General features: G+C 56.7%; 18 protein-coding genes and 1 pseudogene. 7 read left to right on the plus strand and 12 right to left on the minus strand.

What is annotated here, in order from left to right:
• Positions 1–13: 13 nt before the first annotated feature.
• The 6 genes from RRU01S_RS06255 to RRU01S_RS06280 all read right to left on the minus strand — a co-directional run bounded on the left by RRU01S_RS06255 (position 14) and on the right by RRU01S_RS06280 (position 6346).
• Positions 14–832 carry a carbohydrate ABC transporter permease gene (locus RRU01S_RS06255; protein WP_045229360.1) on the minus strand — a complete coding sequence of 273 codons (819 nt, stop codon included), beginning with the start codon at positions 830–832 and terminating at the stop codon, positions 14–16.
• 14 nt (positions 833–846) lie between these two features.
• Positions 847–1713: a carbohydrate ABC transporter permease gene (locus RRU01S_RS06260; RefSeq protein ID WP_045229361.1), complete on the minus strand. Its 867-nt coding sequence runs from the start codon at positions 1711–1713 to the stop codon at positions 847–849.
• 3 nt (positions 1714–1716) lie between these two features.
• Positions 1717–2787: an ABC transporter ATP-binding protein gene (locus tag RRU01S_RS06265; protein WP_045229362.1), complete on the minus strand. Its 1071-nt coding sequence runs from the start codon at positions 2785–2787 to the stop codon at positions 1717–1719.
• A gap of 12 nt (positions 2788–2799) precedes the next feature.
• A complete protein-coding gene (locus tag RRU01S_RS06270) occupies positions 2800–3882 on the minus strand; it encodes an ABC transporter ATP-binding protein (protein WP_045229363.1) in 1083 nt (360 codons plus the stop codon).
• Between the two features lie 72 nt (positions 3883–3954).
• Positions 3955–5463 carry a glycerol-3-phosphate dehydrogenase gene (gene glpD / locus RRU01S_RS06275; protein WP_045229364.1) on the minus strand — a complete coding sequence of 503 codons (1509 nt, stop codon included), beginning with the start codon at positions 5461–5463 and terminating at the stop codon, positions 3955–3957.
• Positions 5464–5566: 103 nt separating this feature from the next.
• Positions 5567–6346 (minus strand): DeoR/GlpR family DNA-binding transcription regulator, encoded by a 780-nt coding sequence (locus RRU01S_RS06280; protein WP_045229365.1) that lies wholly within the window; start codon positions 6344–6346, stop codon positions 5567–5569.
• Positions 6347–6558: 212 nt separating this feature from the next.
• Between RRU01S_RS06280 and RRU01S_RS06285 the strand changes: the two are divergent.
• The 7 genes and pseudogenes from RRU01S_RS06285 to RRU01S_RS06315 all read left to right on the plus strand — a co-directional run bounded on the left by RRU01S_RS06285 (position 6559) and on the right by RRU01S_RS06315 (position 16333).
• Positions 6559–8157, plus strand: a pseudogene (locus RRU01S_RS06285) (peptide ABC transporter substrate-binding protein).
• Positions 8158–8303: 146 nt separating this feature from the next.
• Positions 8304–9227 (plus strand): oligopeptide ABC transporter permease OppB, encoded by a 924-nt coding sequence (gene oppB / locus RRU01S_RS06290; protein WP_045229366.1) that lies wholly within the window; start codon positions 8304–8306, stop codon positions 9225–9227.
• Positions 9220–10350 (plus strand): ABC transporter permease, encoded by a 1131-nt coding sequence (locus RRU01S_RS06295; RefSeq protein WP_045229367.1) that lies wholly within the window; start codon positions 9220–9222, stop codon positions 10348–10350. The genes oppB and RRU01S_RS06295 overlap by 8 nt, the downstream gene beginning before the upstream one ends.
• 1 nt (position 10351) lies before the next feature.
• Complete coding sequence (locus RRU01S_RS06300; RefSeq protein WP_045229368.1) at positions 10352–11959, plus strand: ABC transporter ATP-binding protein; 1608 nt, start codon at positions 10352–10354, stop codon at positions 11957–11959.
• A 122-nt stretch (positions 11960–12081) separates the two neighbouring features.
• Positions 12082–12420: a hypothetical protein gene (locus RRU01S_RS06305; protein ID WP_045229369.1), complete on the plus strand. Its 339-nt coding sequence runs from the start codon at positions 12082–12084 to the stop codon at positions 12418–12420.
• A gap of 189 nt (positions 12421–12609) precedes the next feature.
• Complete coding sequence (locus tag RRU01S_RS06310; protein ID WP_045229650.1) at positions 12610–14943, plus strand: bifunctional diguanylate cyclase/phosphodiesterase; 2334 nt, start codon at positions 12610–12612, stop codon at positions 14941–14943.
• 253 nt (positions 14944–15196) lie between these two features.
• On the plus strand, positions 15197–16333 hold the full coding sequence (locus RRU01S_RS06315) for a polysaccharide biosynthesis/export family protein (RefSeq protein WP_045229370.1): 1137 nt from the start codon (positions 15197–15199) through the stop codon (positions 16331–16333).
• Positions 16334–16369: 36 nt separating this feature from the next.
• Here RRU01S_RS06315 and RRU01S_RS06320 read toward each other — a convergent pair whose 3' ends face one another.
• From RRU01S_RS06320 to RRU01S_RS06345, 6 genes are all read right to left on the minus strand, one after another.
• Positions 16370–17248, minus strand: a complete 879-nt coding sequence (locus RRU01S_RS06320; RefSeq protein ID WP_045229371.1) for a protein kinase domain-containing protein — start codon at positions 17246–17248, stop codon at positions 16370–16372.
• Complete coding sequence (gene tagF, locus RRU01S_RS06325; RefSeq protein WP_045229372.1) at positions 17232–18653, minus strand: type VI secretion system-associated protein TagF; 1422 nt, start codon at positions 18651–18653, stop codon at positions 17232–17234. The genes RRU01S_RS06320 and tagF overlap by 17 nt, the downstream gene beginning before the upstream one ends.
• Before the next feature lie 82 nt (positions 18654–18735).
• The gene (gene tssM / locus RRU01S_RS06330) at positions 18736–22221 is read right to left on the minus strand and encodes a type VI secretion system membrane subunit TssM (RefSeq protein ID WP_045229373.1); all 3486 of its coding nucleotides are present in this window, start codon (positions 22219–22221) and stop codon (positions 18736–18738) included.
• Positions 22218–23732 (minus strand): type VI secretion system protein TssL, long form, encoded by a 1515-nt coding sequence (tssL, locus tag RRU01S_RS06335; RefSeq protein WP_045229374.1) that lies wholly within the window; start codon positions 23730–23732, stop codon positions 22218–22220. The genes tssM and tssL overlap by 4 nt, the downstream gene beginning before the upstream one ends.
• Complete coding sequence (gene tssK / locus RRU01S_RS06340) at positions 23729–25069, minus strand: type VI secretion system baseplate subunit TssK (protein ID WP_045229375.1); 1341 nt, start codon at positions 25067–25069, stop codon at positions 23729–23731. Before tssK ends, tssL begins: the two co-directional genes overlap by 4 nt.
• Complete coding sequence (locus tag RRU01S_RS06345; RefSeq protein WP_045229376.1) at positions 25059–26264, minus strand: FHA domain-containing protein; 1206 nt, start codon at positions 26262–26264, stop codon at positions 25059–25061. Before RRU01S_RS06345 ends, tssK begins: the two co-directional genes overlap by 11 nt.
• Positions 26265–26269 lie beyond the last annotated feature (5 nt).

The following is a 26269-nucleotide window of genomic DNA, read 5'->3' on the forward strand; positions in this document are numbered from 1 at the left end:
ACCTTCTCCTTTCTTAGACGCGACCGAGGGCAAAGCCCTTGGCGATGTAGTTTCGGACGAAATAGATGACGAGTGCGCCGGGTATGATGGTCAGCACACCGGCGGCGGCCAGCACACCCCAGTCCATGCCGGATGCGGAAACGGTGCGTGTCATGGTTGCTGCAATCGGCTTTGCGGCGGTTGTCGTCAGCGTTCTGGCCAGCAGCAGTTCCACCCAAGAGAACATGAAGCAGAAGAAGGCTGCCACACCGATGCCGCTGGCAATCAGGGGCATGAAGATCTTCACGAAGAAGCGTGGGAATGAGTAGCCGTCAATATAGGCGGTTTCATCGATTTCCTTGGGAACACCAGACATGAAGCCTTCGAGAATCCAGACCGCTAGGGGAACGTTGAACAGGCAGTGGGCAATGGCCACCGCGATGTGCGTGTCGATCAGCCCGAATGCGGAATAGAGCTGGAAGAAAGGAAGCGCAAAGACGGCGGGTGGTGCCATGCGGTTCGTCAGCAGCCAGAAGAACAGGTGCTTATCGCCCAGAAAGCGGTAGCGCGAAAACGCGTAGGCGGCGGGCAGAGCAGCGGCGACCGAAATCACCGTGTTCATCACCACATAGATGATGGAGTTGATGTAGCCGTTATACCAGGCCGGATCGGTAAAGATGATGGTGTAATTGCGCAGCGTCGGGTTTTGCGGCCAGAGCGAGAAGGCACCGAGAATTTCACCGTTTTCCTTGAAGCTCATATTCACGAGCCAGTAGATCGGCAGTAGCAGAAACACGATATAAATCGTCGGGATGAGGAAGGAGAAGCGGGTGATGGATCTGGAATTGCTCATGGGTTTCTCCTTTCTCAAGCCTGTTCGTCGCTGTTGGTCATGACGGTGTAGAAAATCCATGACAGAGCAAGGATGATCAGGAAGTAGATGATCGACATGGCCGCCGCTGGCCCCAGATCGAACTGGCCCACTGCCATCTTCACGAGGTCGATGGACAGGAAGGTCGTGGAGTTGCCCGGGCCACCGCCGGTGACCACGAAGGGTTCGGTGTAGATCATGAAGCTGTCCATGAAGCGCAGCAGGACGGCGATCAACAGGACACGCTTCATCTTTGGCAACTGGATGTAACGGAAGACCGACCAGCGCGATGCACCATCGATGCGGGCCGCCTGATAATAGGCGTCGGGGATCGATACGAGACCGGCATAGCACAGCAGCACGACGAGGCTCGTCCAGTGCCAGACATCCATGATGATGACGGTTGCCCAGGCATCCACAGGGTCCTGCGTGTAGTTATAGTCGATGCCGAGCATCGACAGGTAATGGCCGAGGAAGCCGATATCGACACGCCCGAAAACCTGCCAGATGGTGCCCACCACATTCCACGGAATGAGCAACGGCAGCGCCATCAGCACTAGGCAAACCGGCACACCAAAGCCGGTTTTCGGCATGTTGAGCGCAATGAGAATACCGAGCGGAATCTGGATTGCCAGAATGACCATCGAGAAAATCAGGTTGCGCATCAGCGCATCCCAGAAACGGGGCGAATGCAGCATTTGCACGAACCAGTCGGTTCCCGCCCAGAAGAACTGGTTGTTGCCGAACGTATCCTGAACCGAGTAGTTGACGACCGTCATCAGCGGAATGACGGCGGAAAATGCGACGAGGATCAGAACCGGGATGACCAGAAACCACGCCTTGTTGTTGAACGTCTTTTCCATGGGTCAGGCTCCCGTGCCAACGCGCCAGCTATCAGCGTAGATGCCGATGGCCTTGGGATCGAAAGTGACGCGGGGTTCAGACGGAATGTCGCCATCTTCAGGCACCACCACGGTCAGCGGGTGTCCGGCAAAGCTGGCGCGAACGATCTTCTGACGACCGATATCCTCCACCTTGCTGATGGTCACCGGCATGCCTTCGCGACCCAGAGAGATGAATTCCGGGCGAATGCCGAGTTCCGTCTTCGCGCCGGTTTCAACATTTGGTGCCACGTCGAGCAAGACATGCTGATCACCGATCTTTGCCTGCGCGCCATCCAGTGAAACCGGCATGAAATTCATGCCGGGCGAGCCGATGAAATAGCCGACGAAGGTGTGGCTTGGCCGTTCGAACAGTTCGGCAGGCGTGCCGATCTGCACGATCTGGCCATCATACATGACGACGACTTTGTCGGCGAAGGTCATGGCTTCGGTCTGGTCATGCGTCACATAAACCATGGTAAAGCCGAATTGCTTGTGCAACCGCTTCAATTGCGAGCGCAGCACCCATTTCATGTGCGGATCGATCACCGTCAGCGGTTCATCGAAGAGGATGGCGTTGACATCGTCGCGGACGAGACCGCGACCCAGCGAAATCTTCTGCTTCTGGTCCGCTGTCAGGCGATGCGCGCGGCGCTTGGCCCAGGATAAGAGATCGATCATTTCGAGAATTTCATTGACGCGCCTGTCAACATCCGGCTCCGAAACGCCGCGATTGCGCAGCGGGAAGGCCAGATTGTCGTAGACTGTCATGGTGTCGTAAATGACCGGGAACTGGAACACCTGCGCGATGTTGCGCTGTTCCGTCGGCAGGTTGGTCACGTCTTTGCCATCGAAAAGGATGCGGCCATCGGACGGATTGATCAGCCCGGAAATGATGTTGAGCAGGGTTGTCTTGCCGCAGCCGGATGGCCCGAGCAGCGCGTAAGCACCGCCATCGCTCCACTCGTAATTAACTTCCTTAAGGGCGTAATCATTGGCTGCCCTGGCCTTGGCGTTGTAGGCGTGGCGGATATGATCGAGACTGATGCGTGCCATGGTCTCTTCTCCTCACGCGGCTGCTTGTTGCGGGGTGGAAAGCGAACGGCCATTCGCATCGAACGCCATCAGATGGCGGGTATCCAAGTAGATATCGATCTGTCTGTCGGGCTCGATATCGAGAATACCGCGCGTCAGCATGACCCAGCGATTGCCAGCGAAATCGACGTGAATGAAGCTTTCGGAACCAGCGATTTCGGAGATCAGCGTCTTTGCGCTGAGCTTCACCGCACCACTATGGGTGGGCGTCGGGTATAGATGGTGTGGGTGGAACGCCACCGTCACCGGGCCATCAGCAATGCTTGAGAGGTGTGCTGGTACGTCGAAAACAGGCTGGCCATTGTGCAGAAACGAAGGGCCGGAACGGGTCAGCGAGATTATGTTGAGTGGCGGATCAGCAAAAGTCTTTGCTGAGACGAGATCGACAGGATTTCTGTAAAGATCGATGGTGGCGCCATATTGGGCGATGTGCCCCTGATGCATGGTCGCCGTATTGCCGCCCAGAAGCAGCGCTTCGGATGGCTCGGTCGTGGCGTAAACGAAGATCGCGCCGGACAAAGCGAAAATTTTCGGCAGTTCTTCGCGCAGCTCCTCACGCAGCTTGTAATCGAGGTTGGCAAGCGGCTCATCCAGCAGCACGAGGCTGGCATTCTTGACGATAGCGCGAGCAAGGGCCGTGCGCTGCTGCTGTCCGCCGGAAAGGTTCAGCGGGGTACGGTCGAGATAGGGCGTCAGCCGCAGCAGATCGGCAGCGCGGCGCACTTCACGGTCGATGGTTGCCTTGTCCTTTTTGGCGATCCGCATCGGGGAGGCGATGTTTTCGTAGACGGTGAGTGCCGGGTAATTGATGAACTGCTGGTAGACCATGGCAACGCTGCGGTCCTGCACGCGCTTGCCCGTCACATCCGTGCCATCGAACAGCAGTTGGCCCTCGGTCGGTTTGTCCAGACCGGCCATCAGCCGCATCAGCGATGTTTTTCCAGACAGCGTCGGCCCCAGCAGCACGTTGAGCGTGCCCCGCTTGAGGGTCAGATTGGTTGGGTAGATGTGGTATTCACCACCCACCATCTTGGCAATGTTACGTAATTCCAGCATGCTGTCCCGAGGCCTCCCAACCTGCAAGATATCTGCTTCAATGTCAGTCTTTTACGCCCTTTCGGGCGTTCATCATGCGGCTATAGACGCCATGTAACTGTCGAGTGTGGCTGCTTCTTCCTTGGAAAAATGCAGGCCCTGCTTGGTTCTGCGCCACAACACGTCGTCGCTGGTTCTGGCCCATTCCTGGCGCATTAGCCACTCGACTTCGCGCTCATACAGATCGCCGCCGAAATGCTGACCCAGCGCCGCCATGCTGGTCGCATCACCCAGCATGGCGTTTGCTTTCGTTCCGTAGAGGCGAACCAGTCTGCGCGCCTGACGGTCTGATAGGAAGCCATACTTTGTGCTGAGCTTTTTGACTTCCGCCTCATAGCCGGTGGCCGCGAAATCGCCGCCCGGAAGCGAGCTTTTTCCAGTCCAAGGTTTCCCCTTGTCGCCAATGGCCTCAGCCACTTTCTCAAGGGCATGTTCCGCCAGGCGGCGGTAGGTCGTCAGCTTGCCGCCGAACACGTTCAGCAACGGCGCCTCACCGGAAGCATTCTCAAGTTTCAGCACATAGTCGCGCGTGGCTTCCTGCGCACTGGACGCGCCATCGTCAAACAGCGGGCGAACCGCCGAATAAGTCCAGACGATATCGTCCTTCGTCACTGGCTCGGCAAAATATTCGCTGGCTGCGTTGCAAAGGTAATCCGTCTCTTCGCCGCTGATCTTCACATCCGCCGGGTCGCCGGTGTAGTCCCGGTCGGTCGTGCCGATCAGTGTGAAATCCGTCTCGTAGGGAATGGCGAAAATGATGCGGTTGTCGGGGTTCTGGAAGAAATAGGCCCTGACATCGTTGAACTTCTTTTTCACGATGATGTGGCTGCCCTGAACCAGCCGCACATTGTGAACCTGGTTCTTGCCCGCTGCGTTGGACAGAACATTGTCGACCCATGGGCCGGAGGCGTTCACCAGCATGCGGGATTGAACGGTCTTGACTATGCCGGTCGCGCTTTCCTTGACATCAACGTTCCAAAGCCCGCCTTCGCGACGAACCGAAACCACTTTCGCCCGGCTCATGATGTCTGCTCCCTTGTCCGCAGCATCACGCGCATTCAGCACCACTAAACGCGCATCATCCACCCAGCCGTCCGAATATTCGAATGCCTTGGTGAACAGCGGCTTCAGCGGCTTGCCAGCAGGATCGCGGCGCATGTCGAGGGATTTCGTGGCGGGCAGAAGCTTGCGACCGCCCAGATGATCGTAGAGAAACAGGCCGAGGCGAATGAGCCATGCCGGGCGGATGCCACCCTTATGAAAAGGCAGAACGAAACGCATGGGCCAGATGATGTGCGGAGCCATAGCCCACAGCACTTCGCGTTCCATCAACGCTTCGCGCACAAGGCGGAACTCGTAATGTTCGAGATAGCGAAGGCCGCCGTGAATGAGCTTGGTTGCGCCAGACGAGGTCCCAGATGCGAAATCGTTCATCTCGGCAAGGGTCACCGAATAGCCGCGACCGGCAGCATCACGAGCTATTCCGCAGCCGTTGATGCCTCCACCGATCACGAAAATATCGCGGACCGCCTGCTCACTCACCTTGTCTCTCCCTGACGCGACATTCCGCCGCTTATTGTTGGAATTCGAAATTGGGGCGAGTTAAAATGAAAAGAAAGTGAATGTCAAACGAATGTTAACCGTTTCAGTTTTCCGGTTGTAAGCCTTCGGTTTCGATCAACCGAACGTCGTTTTCCTTGCAGATGGCTTTGACTGATGGAAGCGGACAGTGGTCCGTAATGAAGGTGTGGACTTGTGAGAGATGACCTATCCTCACCGGTGCTGTGCGGTCGAATTTACTGGAGTCGGAGACCAAGATGACGTGCCGTGCATTGGCGATAATCGCCTGCGCGACTTTCACCTCGCGAAAGTCGTAATCCAGCAACGCGCCATCCTTGTCGATGGCCGAGACGCCGATCACGGCGTAGTCCACCTTGAACTGCCGGATGAAATCCACCGCAGCTTCACCGACAATGCCCCCATCCGTGCCGCGCACCACGCCACCGGCAATGACCACCTCGATACCAGGGAATATCCGCAACCTGTTGGCAACATTGATATTGTTGGTAATCACCATTAGTTCCTGATGGTCCACCAGCGCCTCACCGACCGCTTCTGTGGTGGTGCCAATATTGATGAAGAGCGATGATTTGTTGGGAATGAGGTCGGCTGCTGCCCGGCCTATCGCCTGTTTTTCAGTCGCGGCAATCGAGCGTCTCGCTTCGTATTTCACGTTTTCCGTACTGCTGGGAAAGATCGCGCCGCCATGGATTCTCGTCAGCGCGCGGGCCTCGCAGAGGTCGTTTAGATCCTTGCGAATGGTCTGCGCGGTGACTGAAAATCGCGTGGCGAGATCATCCACGCTGACCTTGCCTTCGGATTTCGCAAGTTCGATAATATCAATCTGGCGCGATGAGAAAAACATGGAAGCTTCTACCCGGCAATATCTGTGGACTTTCGTTTTATTTCATTTTTTTGAGAAACGAAAGTCCGCTGACGCACTGTTAGGAGCAAGGTTTTCCACAATCGACTTGGCTACAGATTCTCTAATTTGTCCGCCTGATAAATATTGGGGTTGCGCCTCGGCCCATTTTGTCCTAGTTTGCGCGTTCTCACACTTTTGGGGAAATAAAAAAAATGAATTCTATAAAAACAACAACGCGTGCCGCAATCCTGCTAGGCTCGCTTCTGATTGGCGCCAGTTCAGCTCTCGCGGAAACCGTTCTTCATCGCGGTAATTCCGGCGAACCACAAACTCTCGATCAGGCTCAGACGTCTATCGATATCGAAGCGTTCATCGTGAAGGACCTTTATGAAGGTCTCACGATCTATGGTGCTGACGGTAAGATCACGCCCGGTGTAGCAGAAAGCTGGACCTTGTCTGACGACGGCACGGTTTACACTTTCAAGCTGCGCGAAAATGCAAAGTGGTCTGATGGTACGCCTGTAACGGCAGAGGATTTCGTGTTCTCCTACAAGCGTGTAGAAGATCCGAAGACCGCAGCAAAATACGCAAACATTCTGTATCCGATCAAGAATGCGGAGAAGGTCAACAAGGGCGAAGCCAAGCTTGAAGAGCTCGGCGTGAAGGCCGTTGACGCCAAGACGCTTGAAATCACGCTTGAGCGCGCGACGCCTTTCTTCCTTGAACTGCTCGCGCACCAGACTGCGCTTCCAGTCTCGAAGGCGAGTGTTGAGAAGAATGGTGCGGATTTCGTCAAGCCAGGCATCATGGTTTCGAACGGTGCTTACAAGCTCGAGGCTCACGTTCCCAATGACAGCTTGACAGTCGTCAAGAACCCTAATTTCTGGGACGCTGCCAACACCAAGATCGACAAGGTCATCTTCTATCCGATCGACGACCAGGCCGCTTCGGTTCGCCGTTTCGAAGCCAAGGAAATGGACCTCGCTTACAACTTCTCGGCCGATCAGCTGGATCGTCTGCGCAAGTCCTAAGGTGATCAGGTCCACGTCTCTCCGACACTTGCGACCTATTATTATACCTTCGACACGCGTGAAGCGCCGTATAACGACGTTCGCGTTCGCCGCGCGCTCTCCATGGCCGTTGACCGCGACTTCCTTGCCAAGGAAATCTACAGCGGCTCGCAGCTTCCATCCTATTCCATGGTTCCACCCGGCATGGGCAGCTATGGCGAGCCTGCCAAGGCAGACTTCGCAACACTTTCGCAGCTGGATCGTGAAGACGAAGCTCTCAAGCTCATGAAGGAAGCCGGTTACGGTGAGGGCGGTAAGCCGCTTTCCATCGAAATCCGCTATAACACCAACCCCAACCATGAGCGCGTTGCCACAGCCATCGCCGATATGTGGAAGACCACATTTGGTGCGAATGTTTCGCTGGTGAACCTAGATGTTGCCTCGCACTACGGTTATCTACAGGAAGGCGGCAAGTTCAATGTTGCCCGTGCTGGTTGGGTTGCCGACTATGCTGACGCCGAAAACTTCCTTGCGCTGTCTGTCTCGACCAACAAGACTTTCAACTATTCGAAGTTCAACAATCCCGAATTCGATGCGTTGATGAAGAAGTCTTACGACGAGAAAGATCCCGCTGCTCGCAACAAGATCTTGCACGAGGCTGAAACGATCCTCATGAAGGAGCAGCCGGTTGCGCCGTTCCTGACGCAGGCCGATCTTTGGTTGGTGTCCAGCCGCGTCAAGGGCTGGGTGGACAACGCCAACAATGAACACCTCAGCCGCTTCCTGAGCGTTTCCGAGTAAGCAGTGCTGCCACGGTGGTTTTGAAACATGTCGCGCAAGAGCTCCACGCTTTTGCGCGACATGCTGAAACAACGGGCGAAAGCGTTACGGCGATGATAAGGTCGCACAACGCCTAGCCGCCGTGCCATGCCGGAGCCTAAAATATTATGATCTCTTTCGTCCTGCGCCGTTTGGCGAGCGCTGTGCCGACGTTATTTATCGTCGTCACGATTTCTTTTTTTCTGATGCGATTTGCACCCGGCGGCCCGTTCAATCTTGAGCGTCCGCTGCCACCGCAGACCATGGAAAACCTGATGAGAACCTATCATCTGGATGAACCATTGTGGCGTCAGTATCTGATCTACATGAAAAACGCCGTCACCGGCGACTTCGGCCCCAGCTATATCTATAAGGACAACACCGTTGCCCAGTTGATCGGCAAGGGTTTGCCCTATTCTCTGGAGCTTGGTTTCTACGCATTGCTGGTGGCGCTGATCGGCGGCGTGTTGGCCGGTACGTTTGCGGCATTGCGGCAGAACAGCTTTTTTGACTTTTCCCTGATGTCGTTTTCGACAGTCGGTGTCACGGTGCCGAACTTCGTCGTCGCACCTGTGCTAACGCTGGTCTTTGCCGTTCTGCTGGGCCTTCTGCCCGCTGGAAGCTGGGGTGATGGTTCGCTGCGCTATCTGCTGTTGCCGATGATTGCGCTCGCCTTGCCGCAGCTCGCCGTCATTGCCCGCCTCACGCGCGGTTCGATGATCGAAGCTCTGCGCATGGACCATATTCGTACGGCAAAAGCTTATGGGCTTCCCAGCCGCACCGTCGTCATCGTCCACGCCATGCGCGCGGCCATGCTGCCGGTCGTATCCTATCTCGCACCTTGCGCGGCGGCTTTGCTGACCGGCTCTGCCGTCATCGAAACGATCTTCACCATTCCCGGTGTCGGTCGCTACTTCGTGCTGGGTGCCATCAATCGTGACTATACGCTTGTCATGGGAACCGTCGTTCTCATCGCGCTCTTCGTCATTGTTTTCAATCTGGTGGTCGATATTCTTTACGGCCTTCTTGATCCGAGGGTCAGACATGACTGATATCCCCGGCACATCAGCCGTTTCTCCTTCGGTGAAAAGCCGAAGCCTCTTCCAGCTCGCAACCATGCGGTTCCGGCGCAACACAGCTGCCATGGCCGGTTCGGTCATGCTGGTGCTGATCACGCTCTTTTCGTTTCTTGGGCCGCATTTCCTCACTCATACCTATGATCAGGTGTTTTCGTCCTACGTCTCCGTTCCGCCAAGCCTTGAGGCGCGGCCGGATGCCGATAGTCTTCAGGGTGTGATGGAAGGTGTTGCCGGTCGTGCACGCGTCGATCTCAAGGAATTTGCGGTCGTAGGCCAGAAATTTACGGCAACCGTCACGTCGTCCAGCCAGATCGACCCGCGCACGACACGCTATTTCGACCGTGCCAACGAGTTCGAAAACACCAAGGTCGTCGCCACCGAAGACGATGGTCGCACGCTGAAAATCGAAGGCGATGTGAACCGCGAATATTTCTTCTTCGGCACCGATAGCAATGGTCGCGATCTGCTCGTGCGCGTCATGCTGGGCGGCCAGATCTCGATTGCCGTCGGCGTTCTCGCCAGCCTCGTCTCGCTCGGCATCGGCGTCGTCTACGGCGCGACTGCCGGTTATATCGGCGGACGGGTCGACAATGCGATGATGCGTTTTGTGGAAATCCTCTATTCGCTGCCCTTCGTGTTTCTCGTCGTCGTGCTCGTCGTGTTCTTCGGGCGAAGTTTCATTCTCATCTTCCTCGTCATCGGCGCGGTGGAATGGCTGGATATGGCGCGTATCGTACGTGGACAGACGCTGGCGCTGAAGCGGCGTGAGTTCGTGGGTGCCGCACAGGCGCTGGGCCTGACCGACTGGCAGATCATCCGCCGTCACATCATCCCCAACACCATCGGCCCGGTCGTCGTGTTTGTGACTGTCGTGGTGCCGAAAGTCATCCTGCTGGAAAGCTTTCTGTCCTTCCTTGGTCTGGGTGTACAAGCGCCGTTGACCAGTTGGGGCGCGCTGATTTCCGAAGGTGCCAGCAATATGCAATCGGCCCCGTGGCTGCTGATATTCCCGGCGACATTCTTCGTGTTGACGCTGTTTTCTTTGAACTTTGTGGGCGACGGGTTGCGTGACGCGCTCGATCCCAAGGATCGCTGATATGAATACGACATCTGAAACCATCCTGACCGTGCGCGGTCTCAAAGTCGATTTCACCACGCCTGATGGCGATGTGAATGCCGTCAAGGGCATCGATCTCGACGTGAAAGCGGGAGAGACGCTCGCTGTTGTAGGGGAATCCGGCTCAGGCAAAAGCCAGACCATGATGGGCATCATGGGTCTGTTGGCCGCAAATGGCCGCGTTCAGGGCTCTGCCAAATACCGGGGACGCGAACTGGTAGCGTTGCCGGTCGATGAGCTCAACAATATCAGGGGGGCGAAGGTCACCATGATTTTCCAGGAGCCGATGACCTCGCTCGATCCTCTCTACAAGATCGGCAAACAGATCGCCGAGCCTATCATTCACCATCGCGGTTCCAGCAAAGCCGAAGCACGCGCAAGGGTGCTGGAGCTACTGAAGCTGGTTGGCATTCCCGACCCCAACAGGCGTATCGATAGCTATCCGCACGAGCTGTCCGGTGGGCAGCGCCAGCGTGTCATGATTGCCATGGCACTGGCAAACGAGCCTGATCTCCTGATCGCGGACGAGCCGACCACCGCACTCGACGTCACCATTCAGGCGCAAATTCTCGATCTGCTGAAATCGCTTCAACAGCGTTTCGGCATGGCCGTCGTCCTCATCACCCATGATCTTGGGGTCGTCCGGCATTTTGCGGACCGTGTCGCCGTCATGCGTCGTGGTGAAATCGTGGAGACTGGAACGACGGAAGACATTTTCGAGCGTCCGCAGGCGGATTATACGAAGATGCTTCTGGATGCCGAACCCAGCGGTCACAAGCCACCGGTGGGTCCGGGTGCGCCGGTCGTTCTGTCCGGCCAGAACGTGACGGTGGATTACGAGATACCCGGTGGCATCTTTACCAAGGCCACGGCATTCAGAGCGGTCGAAGGCGTAACCGTCAATCTGCATCAGGGCCAGACTATCGGCATTGTTGGTGAGTCCGGTTCAGGCAAATCAACGCTCGGTCGCGCTTTGCTGCGGCTGACGCCGTCTACCGGACGCCTGTTCTTCGGCAAGACGGACATTTCCAGTCTTGGAAGAAAAGCCATGCGGCCCATGCGTCGTCAGCTCCAGCTGGTGTTTCAAGATCCCTACGGCTCGCTGTCGCCACGCCAGACTGTCGGAGAGATCATCACCGAAGGTCTGTTCGTGCATGCTCCGGAGCTGAGCCGCGCGCAGCGCGACAAGCGCGCCATTGAGGCGCTGACGGAAGTCGGACTAGATCCTGCTGCCCGCAACCGCTATCCGCACGAGTTTTCCGGCGGCCAGCGCCAACGTATCGCCATCGCGCGTGCGATCATTCTCAAGCCGGATGTGGTCATTCTCGATGAGCCGACCTCTGCGCTCGACCGTTCGGTTCAGGGGCAGGTCATCGACTTGTTGCGGGAGCTGCAAAAGACGCACGGTCTTTCCTACATCTTCATCAGCCATGACCTTTCGGTCATCAAGGCAATCTCCGATTACGTTATCGTCATGAAGGACGGTAAGATTGTTGAAGAGGGCGAAACGGATGGCATTTTCAACAATCCGACTGCCGATTATACCAAGACCCTGATCCAATCCGCCTTCACGGCAGATGCGGCGTAAAACAAGCTCCCGGCCTCACAGCCGGGATTTTTCTTGAGGCGGCAAAGGAACAAGCGGTATCTCTGCACGTTATTACCCCTGAAAATTCATATGTGCCACGATCAAGGCACGAAGGAGGGAATATGTTCAAGGTATTGCAGATTACGGGTCTTGCGGTTGTTATGGCAGCATCCGGTGTAGCTATGACATCGCCAGCGAAGGCCCAAGACGTGGAGCTGCAAATCGGCCGTGACGGTGTGCGTCCCGTGATCCGTGACCGCGACATCGACCGCCGTGGCCCACCGCGTGATCGTGACCGCGGCTGCAGCGAACGCGAAGCCCGTGCAGCGGCACGCGCATCCGGTCTGCGCGACCCAGAGATCGTCCGCGTCACGCCCCGCCGCGTTGTCGTGGAAGGCTTCACTCGCCGCGGCCAGGACACGATCACATTCGCAAACGTCCGTGGCTGCCCTGAAATCTAAGTCGCAATACGTTTGAGCGTTTAAACTGCTGTCTATTGAAACCCGCTTTGTGCGGGTTTCTTTGCGTTTAGAGCGTCTCCGTTTCATAAGAGAACGCTCCAAGCCATCGACGACAATTTGGATTAGTAATTTCTAAAGTTAGCTGTACTAATAGACATAGCTGGTTATTCACTCATGAGGATGGCTGCGGTGTTTGCTGTACTTGAATGCGTTGCGTTACAACACGATCAACATATTGTTGGCCTTGCTGCCGCAATTTCTCTTCTCGGGATGTTATCTTTCTTTCACCTGCTTCTTCGCGCAGATGAAAGCCCGGTGAGACGACGACCCTATTGGATTCTGGTAGCGGCGTTCGCGTCGGGCCTGAGCGTTTGGGCAACGCATTTCATTGCAATGCTGGCCTATCAGGGTAGCGTGCCGATCGGTTTTGATTTCCCGTTTACAGCGCTATCGGCTGTGGTGGCTGTCGCCGGATTTTGGTTCAGTCTGCAATTTTCCTGGCAAAAAAGTGGCGCTGCTGTCGTGTCTGGCAGCATCATCACGCTGACCGTCGGGGCAATGCATTTCATCGGCATGGCAGGGATGCAGGTTGCGGCAACCCTGGAATATCTTATCCAACCCATTCTGGTTGGCACGGCCGTGGCCGCAGCCCTTTTTTCCCTGTCCTTTGTTTTTTTCAAGCGACTGCGGGGATGGCGACAGATCGCGGTGGCGGCTCTGGCATCCATACTTGGCGTGCTGGTCCTGCATTTTACTGCCATGTCTTCAACCATTCTAACCCCCGATCCCAGTATTGTCGGGCCGCTTAACAACGATGTCGAGCGCGTGATTTTGATGATGGCAATCAGTGGGGTTACGCTCCTTGTGCTTGCTCTCACCGGCGCAGCCGCCCTCTTCGATCGATATCTGGTCGACCTCAAGGGCTTGGTGGGAGCGACGCTCGACGGATTGGCTGTGGTAAGAGACGGCCGTATCGTTGAGGTCAACAGCCGCTTTGCCAAGCTGTTCGAGGCGAGCGAGGCCTCTCTGATCGGGGAAAATGCTGCCGAATTGATGCATGCGGATGATGGTATTGCAGCACATCTTCCGCGCGTCGCAGCCGTTGAGGCTGTTCCGAACAGAGGTGACAGGTCCAGGACGTTCGAGCTTGCAGTTCGAACCATCGAATATCGTGGCCGTCCCTGCGAGGTGATGGCCGTTCGTGACCTTACCGAAAAACGCCGCGCATTGCGCGAGATCGAATATCTGGCGCGACACGATGTTTTGACGGCATTGGCCAACAGGAAGCTGTTTCAGGAACGGCTGAGCAATCATCTCGCCAATGCCAAGGATCATGATGAATTTGCGCTTCTGTCCTTGGATCTGGATAGGTTCAAAGCCGTAAATGACCTTTTTGGTCATGCGGAAGGTGACCGCGTTCTCAAGGACGTCGCGCGGATTTTGCAGCAGACGGCAAGAAAAGGCGATCTGGTGGCACGGCTGGGTGGAGACGAATTCGTCATCCTGACCGCCTTCGGCACAACGGCCGAAGATGCCCGCGAACTGGGTGAGCACATTCTGGCGACGTTCCGCCAAGAGATGAATTACGTCAGCGACCCGACGGCTGTCGGCGTCACCATCGGCATCGCAGCCTTTCCGGAGAACGGAAAGGACATCGAGACATTGATGCATGCCGCTGACCTTGCACTCTACCGTGCCAAGATCAACGGTCGCGGCATCATCGCTTTTTATGACCCTGCGATGGATCAGGAAACGAAGGAGCGGAGACGGCTGGAATCCGATCTGCGTCAAGCCATCAGCCGCAACGAACTCGAATTGCTCTATCAACCTGTTCATTCCGTGGAAAATGGAGAAGTCGCCAGCTACGAGGCTCTGGTCCGGTGGCGGCATCCCACGCGCGGAATGGTCCCGCCCGATGTGTTCATTCCCATTGCCGAAGAAAGCGGCATCATCATCGCGCTGGGTGAATGGATATTGCAGGAAGCATGCGCCACGGCCGTCCGCTGGAAGCCGCATATCAAGCTGGCGGTGAACGTGTCTCCCGTGCAGTTCTCGCTCGCCAACCTTGCCTATACCGTCTGCTCAGTCTTGAAGAAAGCGGGTCTCGCCCCGTCCCGTCTCGAACTTGAAATGACAGAGGCTGCACTTTTGAAAGACAGGGCGATCACACTGGCAACGATGCGGCAGTTGAAGGCACTGGGCGTGACCATCGTGATGGATGATTTCGGGACGGGCTATTCTTCGCTCAGCAATTTGCGCAGCTTCCCGTTCGACAAGATCAAGATCGACCGCAGCTTCATCGCCGCAATGAAGCATGACGAAAATGCCCACTCCATCGTACGCGCCATCATCGGTTTGGGACGCAGTCTCGATCTTCCGGTTACCGCAGAAGGCATCGAGACGGACAGCCAATACAGAATGGTGGTCGACGAGGGTTGCACGCAGGCGCAGGGATATCTTTTCGGCAGGCCAGGAAGGGTGCCGTCTCGCAACAGACAAGCTGAAACAGTGGAGGTAAATTAGATATCAGCCTGCTCTTGACCGAAATTGTTGTTCAGTTAAAAAGGATAGATCAGACCCAAAAAGCTACGCTTTATTCACGATTCATGATGTCGGTTTCAGTTCTGAAAACATGACGTTACGTGACTGGTTGCCAAATAGCCACAGAGGGTCAGTGACCTATCACGGCTTTTTCAATTTTCGGCTTCAAAGTTATTGCAGCTTTGCCTCTTGATGCTATTCCTGCGTGTAAGCGATTCTTTCATGGGGATATGGGATGAAGAAGGTTGTTTCGGTTCTTCTGTTGGTTTTGCTCAGCAGTTGCGCAAAGCCGTCGGACGGGCCTACCGCAGGCAATATACGGTCTGCAAAACTTCCCCAGACCAATGAGAAAATCCGGGTCGTGGAGCTTGCCAATGCTCCGGCCGCATCTGTTTCCCCATCGCTTGTCGAAAGCGCATCCGGCCCAGGTTTGGCGGCCCTTCGCAACACGGGTTATAACGCGCAACGACTGCGCCGTGGCGATGTGATCGACATAACGGTGCTGGATACTGGCGAAGACGGATTGTTTTCATCGACCCAGAGCAAGACACTCAATCTCGGCCGGTTTACGGTTGACCAGAGTGGCAGTGTCAATCTGCCTTTCGTGGGCAAGAAGCGTGTGATCGATTCGACACCCGAAGGTCTCCAGTCGCAGGTTGTGGCGGGGCTCAAGGGCTCTGCTGTTAACCCGCAGGCGGTTGTTACTGTCGTCGATAAGCCGACCAGTGCTGTGATGTTGAGCGGCGCGGTGAAGACCCCCGGTAAAATCGCACTGACGGCGCGCCAAGAACGTGTGCTCGACGTCATCAATCAGGCCGGCGGCCCGACGGTTGCGCCAAGTGCGGCGACTGTGACTGTCGTTCGCGGTACGCAGCGCGCCAGTGCGTCTCTGGATCGTGTCACGCGTGAAGACCGCCAGAATATCCGCGTATCACCTGACGATCAGATCATGATCGACGGCGAAGCCTCGAGCATCACAGCGCTCGGTGCGTTCAAGAGTGCCGGTGAGTTCCAGTTCGAAACCGGCAAGTTGACGCTTGCGCAGGCCGTTGGCCGCGCCGGTGGTTTGCTGGATGATCGCGCAGATGCGCGCAACGTCTATGTTTTCCGCAATGAAGTCGTGCAGGTCCCGTCAACCTCTGTCGCGGGCTCCAAGGGCCCAGCCGCCGTTGCCACGAGCATCAGACCGGTTATCTATCACGTCAACATGCGTGATGCGTCCAGCATCGTCCTGATGCAGATGTTCCAGATGCAAAAGGGCGACGTGCTCTATGCCAGCAACGCACCTCTTGTCGATACGGCAAAGCTGCTGACCGTCTTCCAGAAGAGCGCAGCAACGGCTGCTGCTCCGCAGCCAGGCGCATCGAACTGATTTTTGCCTGACAGATGTTCAAGCGGTGGATTTATTTTATCTGCCGCTCTCTAAGAAGTTGATCGCGTCATCGGCATTTTGAGGACACGTTGTGGCCTCGTTGCGGGTGCAGGCATGGATGAACCTGATAAGCGCGGGTCTTTCCTCACCGTGATGACCTGCAAGCAGGCGTTCTGCTAACCGTCCGGCAGCGTAGATATCATGGACCGCGTGAGCCGGCGCCCCAGCCAGTTGTTCCGGCGCAGAAAACTCAGGCGACCCAGCAACGGCGATACCGAGATCGGCGTGACGCTTACCTTTTTGCAAGGTGATACCGAAGTCTCCAAGTCTGGCTTTCATGATGTCGTTCTCGGGAAGCATGATATTGCTGGGGCTGACATCACAGTGAACATATCCAGCGTCGTGCATGACGGATAACCCTCGCAAGACCCGATGAAGAACTCGAGATATTTCATCCAAGCTGGGTTGCCGGGTTTTCAGCAGCGCGGCGAGGGTGGAAGGCACCCAGGGCTGTAACAATCCCGGTCGGCCGTCACGCAACCGCAGCAGTGCAGAAATCTCCTGTAAACAGGGGTGGCGCAGACCAAGACCGATTTTGGCTTCACGTCTTAGTCTGTGAACCAGAACCGGGTCGTCGCGCCGTGAGACCGGCACCGTTTTAACGGCAAAACAATCACCAAGATCTCGCTGCCTGACCTGCAAAATTTGTGTCGTCTCGCTTTCATAGGCGACGGCATCGACCGCAAAGCTTCCATCAATGAAAACCGTGCCCTCATCCGACGGACGATCGGATTTCCGATCGAGCGCATCGCGAATTCGGTCAGTTACGTCTTGCGGATGTTGTGATGCACGAATCGCGGTCAGAAGCTGCGAGAAACGATCGGAAATCTCACGGTCTTTATCCGCGCCGCTCAAGCTTGTCCCCAATCACGATGGCGCTGATGTTTTCTCGCACGTTTTCGATCAATGCTTCCTGCATCAGAGCATTTGCGCAGTCATTGATCGGCGTGTCATGCAGGATTTCAGCGACGACCCTTTCCTTCAATGCTTGCATCAGTGGGTAGCTGCACAGCAATAGCCGGTCATTGGTGCCAAATTCTTCGGTGAGGCTACTGGGTCGAAATTGCTGGGAGTGTCCAACACATTGGGAAAGCTGTTTTTTCATGCCGACAATGATGTGATCGCGCGATAGCAGATGCATCGTGCCATCCCGCAACAGGTAGGCGCGCGCGTCACCCGACCACAGAACGGTGAGCGTCCGGCCCACGAGCGATGCGACGATCACGCTGGCCATGGGCCGTGCCGTTTCTGCGGAAACCTGACGGGACAGGAGCAAACTGTTCACCGTGCCAAGCTTGCCTTTGATATCCTGCGTCATGCTGTCAGCGTGGTCGCTATCGGCAATATCGGTCAGTGCATTTGTCGTCAGCCGCGCGGCCTCCACGGCGGGGTTGCCATCGCCAATTCCGTCGGCAATGGCAAACAACGTGGGAGATTTCGAGACGAACAGCGCATCGGCGTTGACGCTGAGCTTGGTTCCGGGATGCGTCGCATAACTGTAGACGATGTTGGGGGGCGGTATGTCTCTGGCTCGGGCGGGTTGCGCGATCTCACCTTGTGAAACCACGTCGGGTCTCATGCTTTTTTGAGTTTTCTCGGGCTCTGCCTTGGGTGGGGGCGCGCTGTCCTCCGGTGCTGCTGTCTTAAACAGGCGGACGAAATCCGTCGCGGCTGGTTTGCCGTCAATTTTGAGCCCACGAGGGCGGCGGCTTTCGGCGTCGATGTGCCACCAAAGGCTGGTCGGACGGCCACGTGTCGGCTCCGGGAGGTTGTCATCATCCTCCCGCGGTTTTGGCATGCGCAATCTCTTCACCGACGTTGTGAAGCGCGACATATCGAAATCCGTCGTCAGGGATGTCTCCGCCAGGGCTTCAGCCGCCATGAACCAGGTTTCGTCTAGGTAGAGCGCTTTGGGATGCTCTTTGAAATCACCAAGCTGAGCCAGAATGACCAGCGGATATTTACGTCCGACACGATCGCGGCTCGGCATCAGCACGCCCGCATAGGCATAGTTCCCCCATACGCCCCGTTCGATGATGAAACGAATGGGTGGGAATGTCGAAAAAACCGAAGTCCAGCGATCAACAAAAAGGTCGGCGCAGGCATGCATACCGGAGCGTAACCAGCCATCGATGGCACTGATCAGCTCGCGGTCTAGGCCTTCGGAGATGAAGTCCCCGTGACTTGGGATTTTACCGAAAAAGCCGATACGATCTGTCTCGACTGCAGCTTTGACGGGTTTTTTGACCGGATTTGCCATTAGTTCGGCAAAGCAGCTTTATGACGCTTCTGTTCAGTCATCCTCATCATTTCCTCCGTTGAAATCGTCTACGTGTCAGGGTCTAGAATTGGACAGGGCAAGAGAAATTGGCAAGCGCGTCCAGTTTGAACGGATTGAGCACCGAGCCGAATTGTATATCGAATTCAGCAGTCTGCCCGCCATTCTCAAACCGTGCTCTGAGCATATCGCCTGACTGGGTCTCGATTTTCGCATCGTCAAACAAGCGGAACGGTGACCAGTCGCCATTTTCCGTTTTGGCCTGTTGCCAGCCGCCAGGCTGGAAGGCAATACGGGACAGGTTTGCGGAGTTGCCGCTCGCTGGCCACGTGATCGATTTTGCCTGGACCGGGCCATGGTAATAGACCACGCGTTCTCCTTCGATCTCGAGCATGACCGCGCTCGATGCCTCCGTCAGAGAAACGGGCTTCACGTTGATCGAGACAGCCGGAACCTCGCTTCCATTCGGGAAGAACGCCCTGAAAATCTTGTCCGCATTTTCGAACTGGGCGATGGCTTCGCTCGACATGCCCTCTGCACCAAATGTTCCCTTCCATCCCCAAGGACTTGCCGTCTTGTCGACGAAGGGTTCCATGCGTTGCTTGAAGAAGGTCTGGAAGGTTCCCGTCGGCCCGAACAACCGCGTGAAGTCGGCCATGGCGACGTCTCTGGTCGATGATCGATCAAACGGATAGCGGCCTGTGACGATGGATGAGCAGAGCGATGATCCCTCGGCACCCCAAAGATCTGCGATCTTTGTTCTGGCCGATTTGACGGCGAGAGAACCGACATCGGCTGCAAGTCCCGCGACCCAGACATCCAGTGGAGCTGGCATCTGGCGCGCCTGCTGGAGAAGGTCCTGGTTGGCCTTGGTAAGTTGGCTGTCGACATCGAACACCTTCGCCACCTCGTCAGAGGTCGTGGACGAGCGGGCCAATTGTTCATGCAGAGCCTTAATGTTCGCCAGGAGCTGTTCGGATGGGGAACCAGCCAGCTTTCCGCCATTCGTCTGATTTGCCCCTTCCGATTGGGTCGGGCCTTTCGCCGCCAGCATTTCACGCAGTCGGGCATAGGGATCTGCCGCATCAACGGTGGCGGAAAGGATGGTGGCAGTGGTGTCGCCATCGTCAGTCGCAGCCAACGTCGTCAAACTTGCACCTGCGTTCGGCCGTAGATCGGTGGCGTCGGCGATGGATTTGGCAGCTTCGATGACGATGTTGCGATCGTTTGCCAGAATGCGGGTTGTCTCCACTGCATCGCCCAGGCTTTGGGAAGGCTTTACGCGAACATCGGTCAGAACCTCATTCCAACGTTTTTCAAAACGGTCGAAATAAATCTGCAAAGCGGCTTGGGCTACGCTTTCAACGGTGGTTCCGCGAATGGCGTCGTCTGAACCGCGCACCCAGGCTTCAGAAAGCGCGACGCGAGACGCATAGGAGACCTGAGGAATGACGACGGCACGATATCCATTGGCCGTAAACAGGCCTTCGATCCCATCCAGCATCGGCGCCTTGCTCTTTCGCTCGATGGCGCGATCACCCAGAGCACCGAAGGCACCCGATGGGCTCCATTCGGGAAGCGCCCGCGCTTGTGGAAGACCGGCGAGGATATCGTAGGCCCGTGCGCCGACCGCTTGGTTTCGTATCGTTTCACGCGCCTTAGCGATCAGCCTTGTATCGAGTTCGATAGGCGCCAGCAGGCCACCGGCCAGTGCGAGCGCATGTTGATGAAGCGCTTCGCGCGCAGCGGCGCGACCATCACCTGGATAAAGCGAGGCAAACATATCCTGAGACTGCACGTCGAGAAAATCTCGGTCGAGTGTGCCAAGACCACCTAGCATGCCGTAGAGTTTGAGGGAGTTGAACGTGCGTGTGACGTCGTTTTGATCATCCAGCTGTTTTTGCAGCTGAACGATCATGCGTGGCAAAAGCAACGCATTCAGTGCGCGTTGATAAGCATCGCGTTGGCGCCCGGCAATTTTCTCTTCCTGGTCAAGCCCGAATCCAACCTTCCAGACGCGACCGTCCGAGAAACCGGCATTCACGTCACGCAGATTATCGAGTGCCGGAAGAATGCGCAGAAAATCCGCATCCGATACGTCGCGGACGTTGATGCCCTGAACCAGCTGCTGATAGGCATTCAGCTTACGGTCGGCTTCCGCCAGTGCCTGCGTGTTGGAAAAATAGGTAAAAATCCAGCCGGTAAAGACAATTGCGACCACCGCTGCCGATAGACCATAGGCGATACGTCTGACCAGAAGCTGTCTGCCGGACAGACGCTTGTCGCGCATGACCAGAGCCGCCTCGGGGAAGATGACCTCCTTGAACAGCCGCGCCAGGAAGTAGCTGCGGCGTGCTCTCGGTGCGGTGGTGCCTGCTTCTTCCTGGGTGCCGGACGCCAGATAGACGCCGCGCATCAGGGGCGCTTCAACCAGCGGTGAACTGGCGCAGAGTTCCGTCAGAGCCTCATGCAGCTTGTCTTTCAACTTGGCCAGTTCGGCAGGGAAGCGGAAGATGCGGCCACGGATTTCCGCATTCTGCTCCTGTTGCAAACGTTCGATGAGCATGGCGTCGACGCGCTGCTGAAGCAGTTCGAACTCTTCGAGAAAACGCTGCGGCAATTCCTGCGAGGTGTAGCTTTCGTCCAGTTTGAACGTGGTTCCCCACACTTGGTGGCGATCCGTCTTGTTGAAGCCGTCGAAAAATTCGACGAAGCCATCCAGAAGATCGGCCTTGGTCAGTACGACGTAAACCGGAACGCGCGCATGCAGATACTCATCCAGTTCCGACATGCGCTGACGGATCGAGCGAAGCTCCTGGCGCTGCTCTTCGGGATCGCGGCTCAAGAGATCGGGGATCGACAATGTGACCAGCGCACCGTTGATCGGCTGTGAACGCCTATAGCGACGCAACAGGTTGAGGAAGCCTTCCCAACCGGCTTTGGATGCACCATCCAGATCATCCTGAGTGGTATAACGACCGGCCGTATCGATCAGGATCGCTTCGTCCGTGAACCACCAATTGCAGTTTCGCGTGCCGCCGACGCCTTTGACGGCATTTTCGCCCAGAGCGTCGCCCAAGGGAAATTGCAGTCCAGAATTGGTAAGGGCGGTCGTCTTGCCTGAGCCCGGCGCGCCGAAGATCACGTACCAAGGGAGGTCGTAAATATAGCCGAACCGCTTCTTGGTGATGCGCCGCAGCAGCGCCAGCGCTTCCTTTAGGCGTGTCTGGATTTCTCCGATTTCCGCCTGCCGGTTAGCCAGCGCCTCCTGCTCAAGGCTGTCGACAAGCTCCTTATCCTGCTTGCGAGCCTTATAAAGCGAGATGCCGATATAGATGACCCAAACCAGCAGAATGACGCAGATGGCAATGATCCGCGCCTGCGTGGTGCCGAAGGGCTTGAAGTTTCCGAACGCGACCAGATAGCCGTAAAACCAGATCACCACACAAAGTGCGACCGCCCAGATGAGCGAGACGAAGCGGCGACCGACAAGGGCTGCGTAGCTATCGACGTAAGACCGGATCGTATAAAAATAACTCAGCGGATTCATTGCTGGGTTTCTCCTGCTGGCTGTCCGGTTGTCGTTGTGATCGCTGGAGATAGAATACCGGCATCGCTGAGCTTTTCGTCAGGATTTGTCAGCACCATGATTTCCGTTCGACGGTTTTTCTCGCGGCCCTCGGCCGTGCTGTTGTCGGCAATCGGGTCGCTGTCCGCGCGGCCTTCCGTCAGGATCGCGTCCTCGCCGGCGAGTGTAGAAAGGATATCGCCAACCGCTTTTGCACGTGCTTCCGAAAGATGCCAGTTGGACGGAAACTGAACGGTTTTGATCGGCACATTATCGGTATAGCCAATAACCACCGCGCGGAAGTTTTCCGCCGCAAGCGCACCCCCGATGCGCTGTATCAAATCTCGGAACTGCGGGCTGACATCTGCACTGCCGACCTCAAACAGACCGGAATTGTTGATGCGCACGCGAAGGCGGCCATTGACATTTGCAAGTGTCACCAGATTTTTCTGAACTTCCGGCTGGAGAAATGCCAGGAGATTGTCCAGTCGTGTTGGCGCTGGCGGCGTTTCTGGTGGGAGCGGCTTGATAACGGGCGGCTCTTCTTCTTTGGCGATCACAGGCGGGGCTTCCGGTGGCGGTGCAGCAATCAGCACGCTCGGCGTCTCATTGGGCGGCAGCGACGCTAGGCGCTCGAAGGTCGCATCCGAAGCATTGTTGAGTGTCAGCGTGAAGAAGAGATAGCCAAATGCGAAAGCGAGTGCGATCAGCGATAGCAGCGTCCACAATGCAGCCATTGTCCGAAGTGGCGTGTGGCGCGCCTCCACACCCTTCCAGTGAGGCGACAATTCGCGCTCGAACACACCGTATTGGCCGATCAGCGTTTTATAGAGGCTGTCGCGAATGCGGGACAGCTCGAGCGCACCCTTGGCAGAAACGCGGGTTCGTCCTTCAAAGGCCAGCGACAGGCACAGATAGATCAGCAGCAGCAGATCCTTGTTGGCGCCGGGCGACTGATGGAAATGGTCAAGAATATCGAAAACGCGGTCGCCACCCGTAACATCATTATGGAAGGTGGAAACCAAGCCGGAGCGCGCCCAACCGGCACGCACGCCCCACGGCTTGCTCAAGATGACATCGTCCACAGTGGCGCACACGACATAGTGCGCTGCGCGCGCGCGCTCGGGGCTTATGCGGGCCGAGGCCAGGTCCCGCTCATAGCGGGTAATCGCTTCCATGCAAGCGCGGCGCAGATGATCGGGGTCGGGCTGAGCATCGCTGAACCGCAGGACATGCGCGAGGTTAAGCAGCGGGGCTGCAGATTGAACGAGCGTCGGCACCTCTTCGCCACCAAAACGGAAATTAGTGAGAAGGGCATCGATGGGTAGCCCACCGTCGCCACTCGACGTGCGGGCAGGCGCGTCCTCTCCTTCGATGATGTCATCGAGGATCGCTGCCATGTTTCGGGCACTTTGGTTTCGGGCGCGGCTTTCGTCGGTGATTTCCACCACCGTCGGTAAATCTTGCCAGGAGGAGGGCTTTTCATTGCTCATTCGCGTAATGCCCACATTTCCATCTCAAGACCCGGAAACTCGCCGGCGAGATGCAGCGCTATGGCGCCTGAGGTTTCGAGCTGCTTCCAAAGAGGTGTCTTGGTATCGATTTCGAAGTAGATCGTGCCCGAGCGATAGGGCAATTGACGTGGCAACACCGGCAAAGAGCGAACCGGAATACCCGGAAGTGCGACGTTGACCAGTTCGGAGATACGCTCCACCGGACCGACCTTGATTTGGGCGGGAAGCTTGCGGCGAATGTCTTCCGCGGACATATCCGCACGCACCGCCAGAACGAAGCCTGCATCGCGCAGCAAAGTTCTGTCGTGAATGGTGCCGACGCGCACACCGTGTCTGCGCTCTACAAGCTCGATGGCCACGGCCGACTGTTCCAGCACAGCCGAAAGAGACGTGCGCAGATCATCGAACACAGCCGCGAAACTCGCCTTCAGATCATCATGCCTATAGGGCGGGAATTCCGTCGCACGCTTCTTTTCGGTGGTGAAGGTCGCCAGTTCGCCAGCCAGCTGAATGCAATCCTCGTAAAAGCGGATGGGATGGAACCGCGTGGCGTTGGCAGAAAAATGCGCGAGCAGTGGATCTGCACGATTGAGGATTTGCAGCAGGAAATAATCGCCGACTTCCGCCGTGCCGCGGATCGTCGGGTCGCCGATACGCTCCGAGATCGCTTGCGCGCGATGACGGACGATGCCGAGAAGCTCGGTCAGGAGTTCGCCAAGGCGCGATGACGCCGCGCAGTTCAGAGACGGGGGGATAAAGTCGGGATCAAGGATGACTGCCCGATCAGACCGAACTTCGATGACTCGTGCCAGACCGATCAGATCATAGCCCGAGAGATCGTCGCCGGTTTTCAGAAATCTGAGGCTGAGGCGTCCGACATCGATGGGGGCCACGAAATCGGTATCGACGTTTGCGTCCGAGGCCTCGTAGGTCGTTGCCAGCACACGCACACTGCTGGTGCTGGGAATGGTGCCGCTGGACATGTCAGCCTTGCCGGGTTGGCGCGCGGGGAGCGCCAGATAGACGATGGCGTTCTTGACGCCCTCATCCAGATCCAGCGGCGGCGGTAGGTCGGAATCCTCAGGAGCCTCGAACGGCGTTCCATCCGGCAAGATGCCGCGCAGGTTGGACAGAGCAAATTGTCCGATCGCTAACGCGCTGCGGTCGATGCCAATTTCCGCTATGCCCCAGGGGTATGGGGAAAGGTTGCGCGTTGTATTGCGCACCAGCCGCTCGGTCCAGCGGTCGGATTGCTGAAAATGTTGAACGCGAAGGAACATGCCTTCGCTCCAGGCAACGCGGTTTTCATGCCTCATCTTGTCTGCTTACCCCCTTGGTATCTGTCTCAAGTTCGGAAGGTGTTTCTTCCCGCTCCACGTCGCCCTGTGCTGCGCGTTGCAGAAACTGCCGGATGGACAATTGCCGGCCTTCCTCTTCGAATTGCTGTTTGTATGCTGACCAGTAGTCGGTGCGTTTGATCACCGAGCGCCATTCCTTGCGTTCGATCTTGGCCCGCCAGTCATTTTCCGCATCCGCCATCGCCTCGATCAGTCTGGGCTCCAGCTTGCGGGTGCAGGTCTGTATCAATGTCTCCAGCGTCGATGCGAGCAGACGCTGCTGGCGGATCAGACCTTCCATGCGTCCACGGGTCGTGTTGTCGCTGAGTTCGATCTCGATAGCCGCCTTGTCGATGTCCAGAACAGCCAGGCTTTCAGCCATTTCCTTCTCCAGCTGGACAAGAAGATCATCAACGGCGTCTTGAGCGGGAGAAAAAGCAGTTGGCTGCGGCTCCTCGATTTCGACCTCGTCGTCAGTATCCGTGAAAACCGCCTCAAAATCTTCAGGCGCAGCCTTTTTCTTCGGGCGCGCGACCATGACTGGAATATTCAAAGCGTCGGTATGCTCGTGCTTGCTGCTTTCGTCCGGCTCTTCGTTCCAGTCATTGGGGAGGACGGTGCCGATACCGGATGTTGCAGGTGGAGCATTCCAGCCGATATCTACATTGCGTGAGATGGATTTGGTTTTTTTGCCCGATGGATTGGCCATCGCATCAGGCCAGTCGTCGTTGGTTGCGCCACCTGCGATCACGCCGCGCGCGGAGCGCCCGTTGGGTGCGATGTCGGCAAGGATCGCGGAGATGGTCATGGTCTCATCGCTGACACGCAACGACCTGTCTGGATCGCCGAAATCCATTTCAGCCTCACCCGTGATGACAGCTTCGAAGGTCTGGCCACCGATGCCGATCTGCGATCCGTTGTTCAACCGCGCCGTCTGGCCCTCGAGAAGCAGACGGCCGTCCACCTGCGTGCCGTTTGCGCTCCGATCAAGGATTGTAAAACCCTCACGGTCACGGGTCAGGGTGCAATGGATTTTCGACACGCGCCGCGCGTCGTCATTGACCTGCCAGTCGCAATCTGTGGAACGCCCGATAATGCGGCTGCCGTGTTCGAAACTCCACTGGGTCGGCTTTGGGCTTCCACTGGTATTTTTCTCTTTCAGAACAAGTTTCATTGTCT

The organism is Agrobacterium rubi TR3 = NBRC 13261, from assembly GCF_000739935.1.
GTDB classification, from domain to species: domain Bacteria; phylum Pseudomonadota; class Alphaproteobacteria; order Rhizobiales; family Rhizobiaceae; genus Agrobacterium; species Agrobacterium rubi.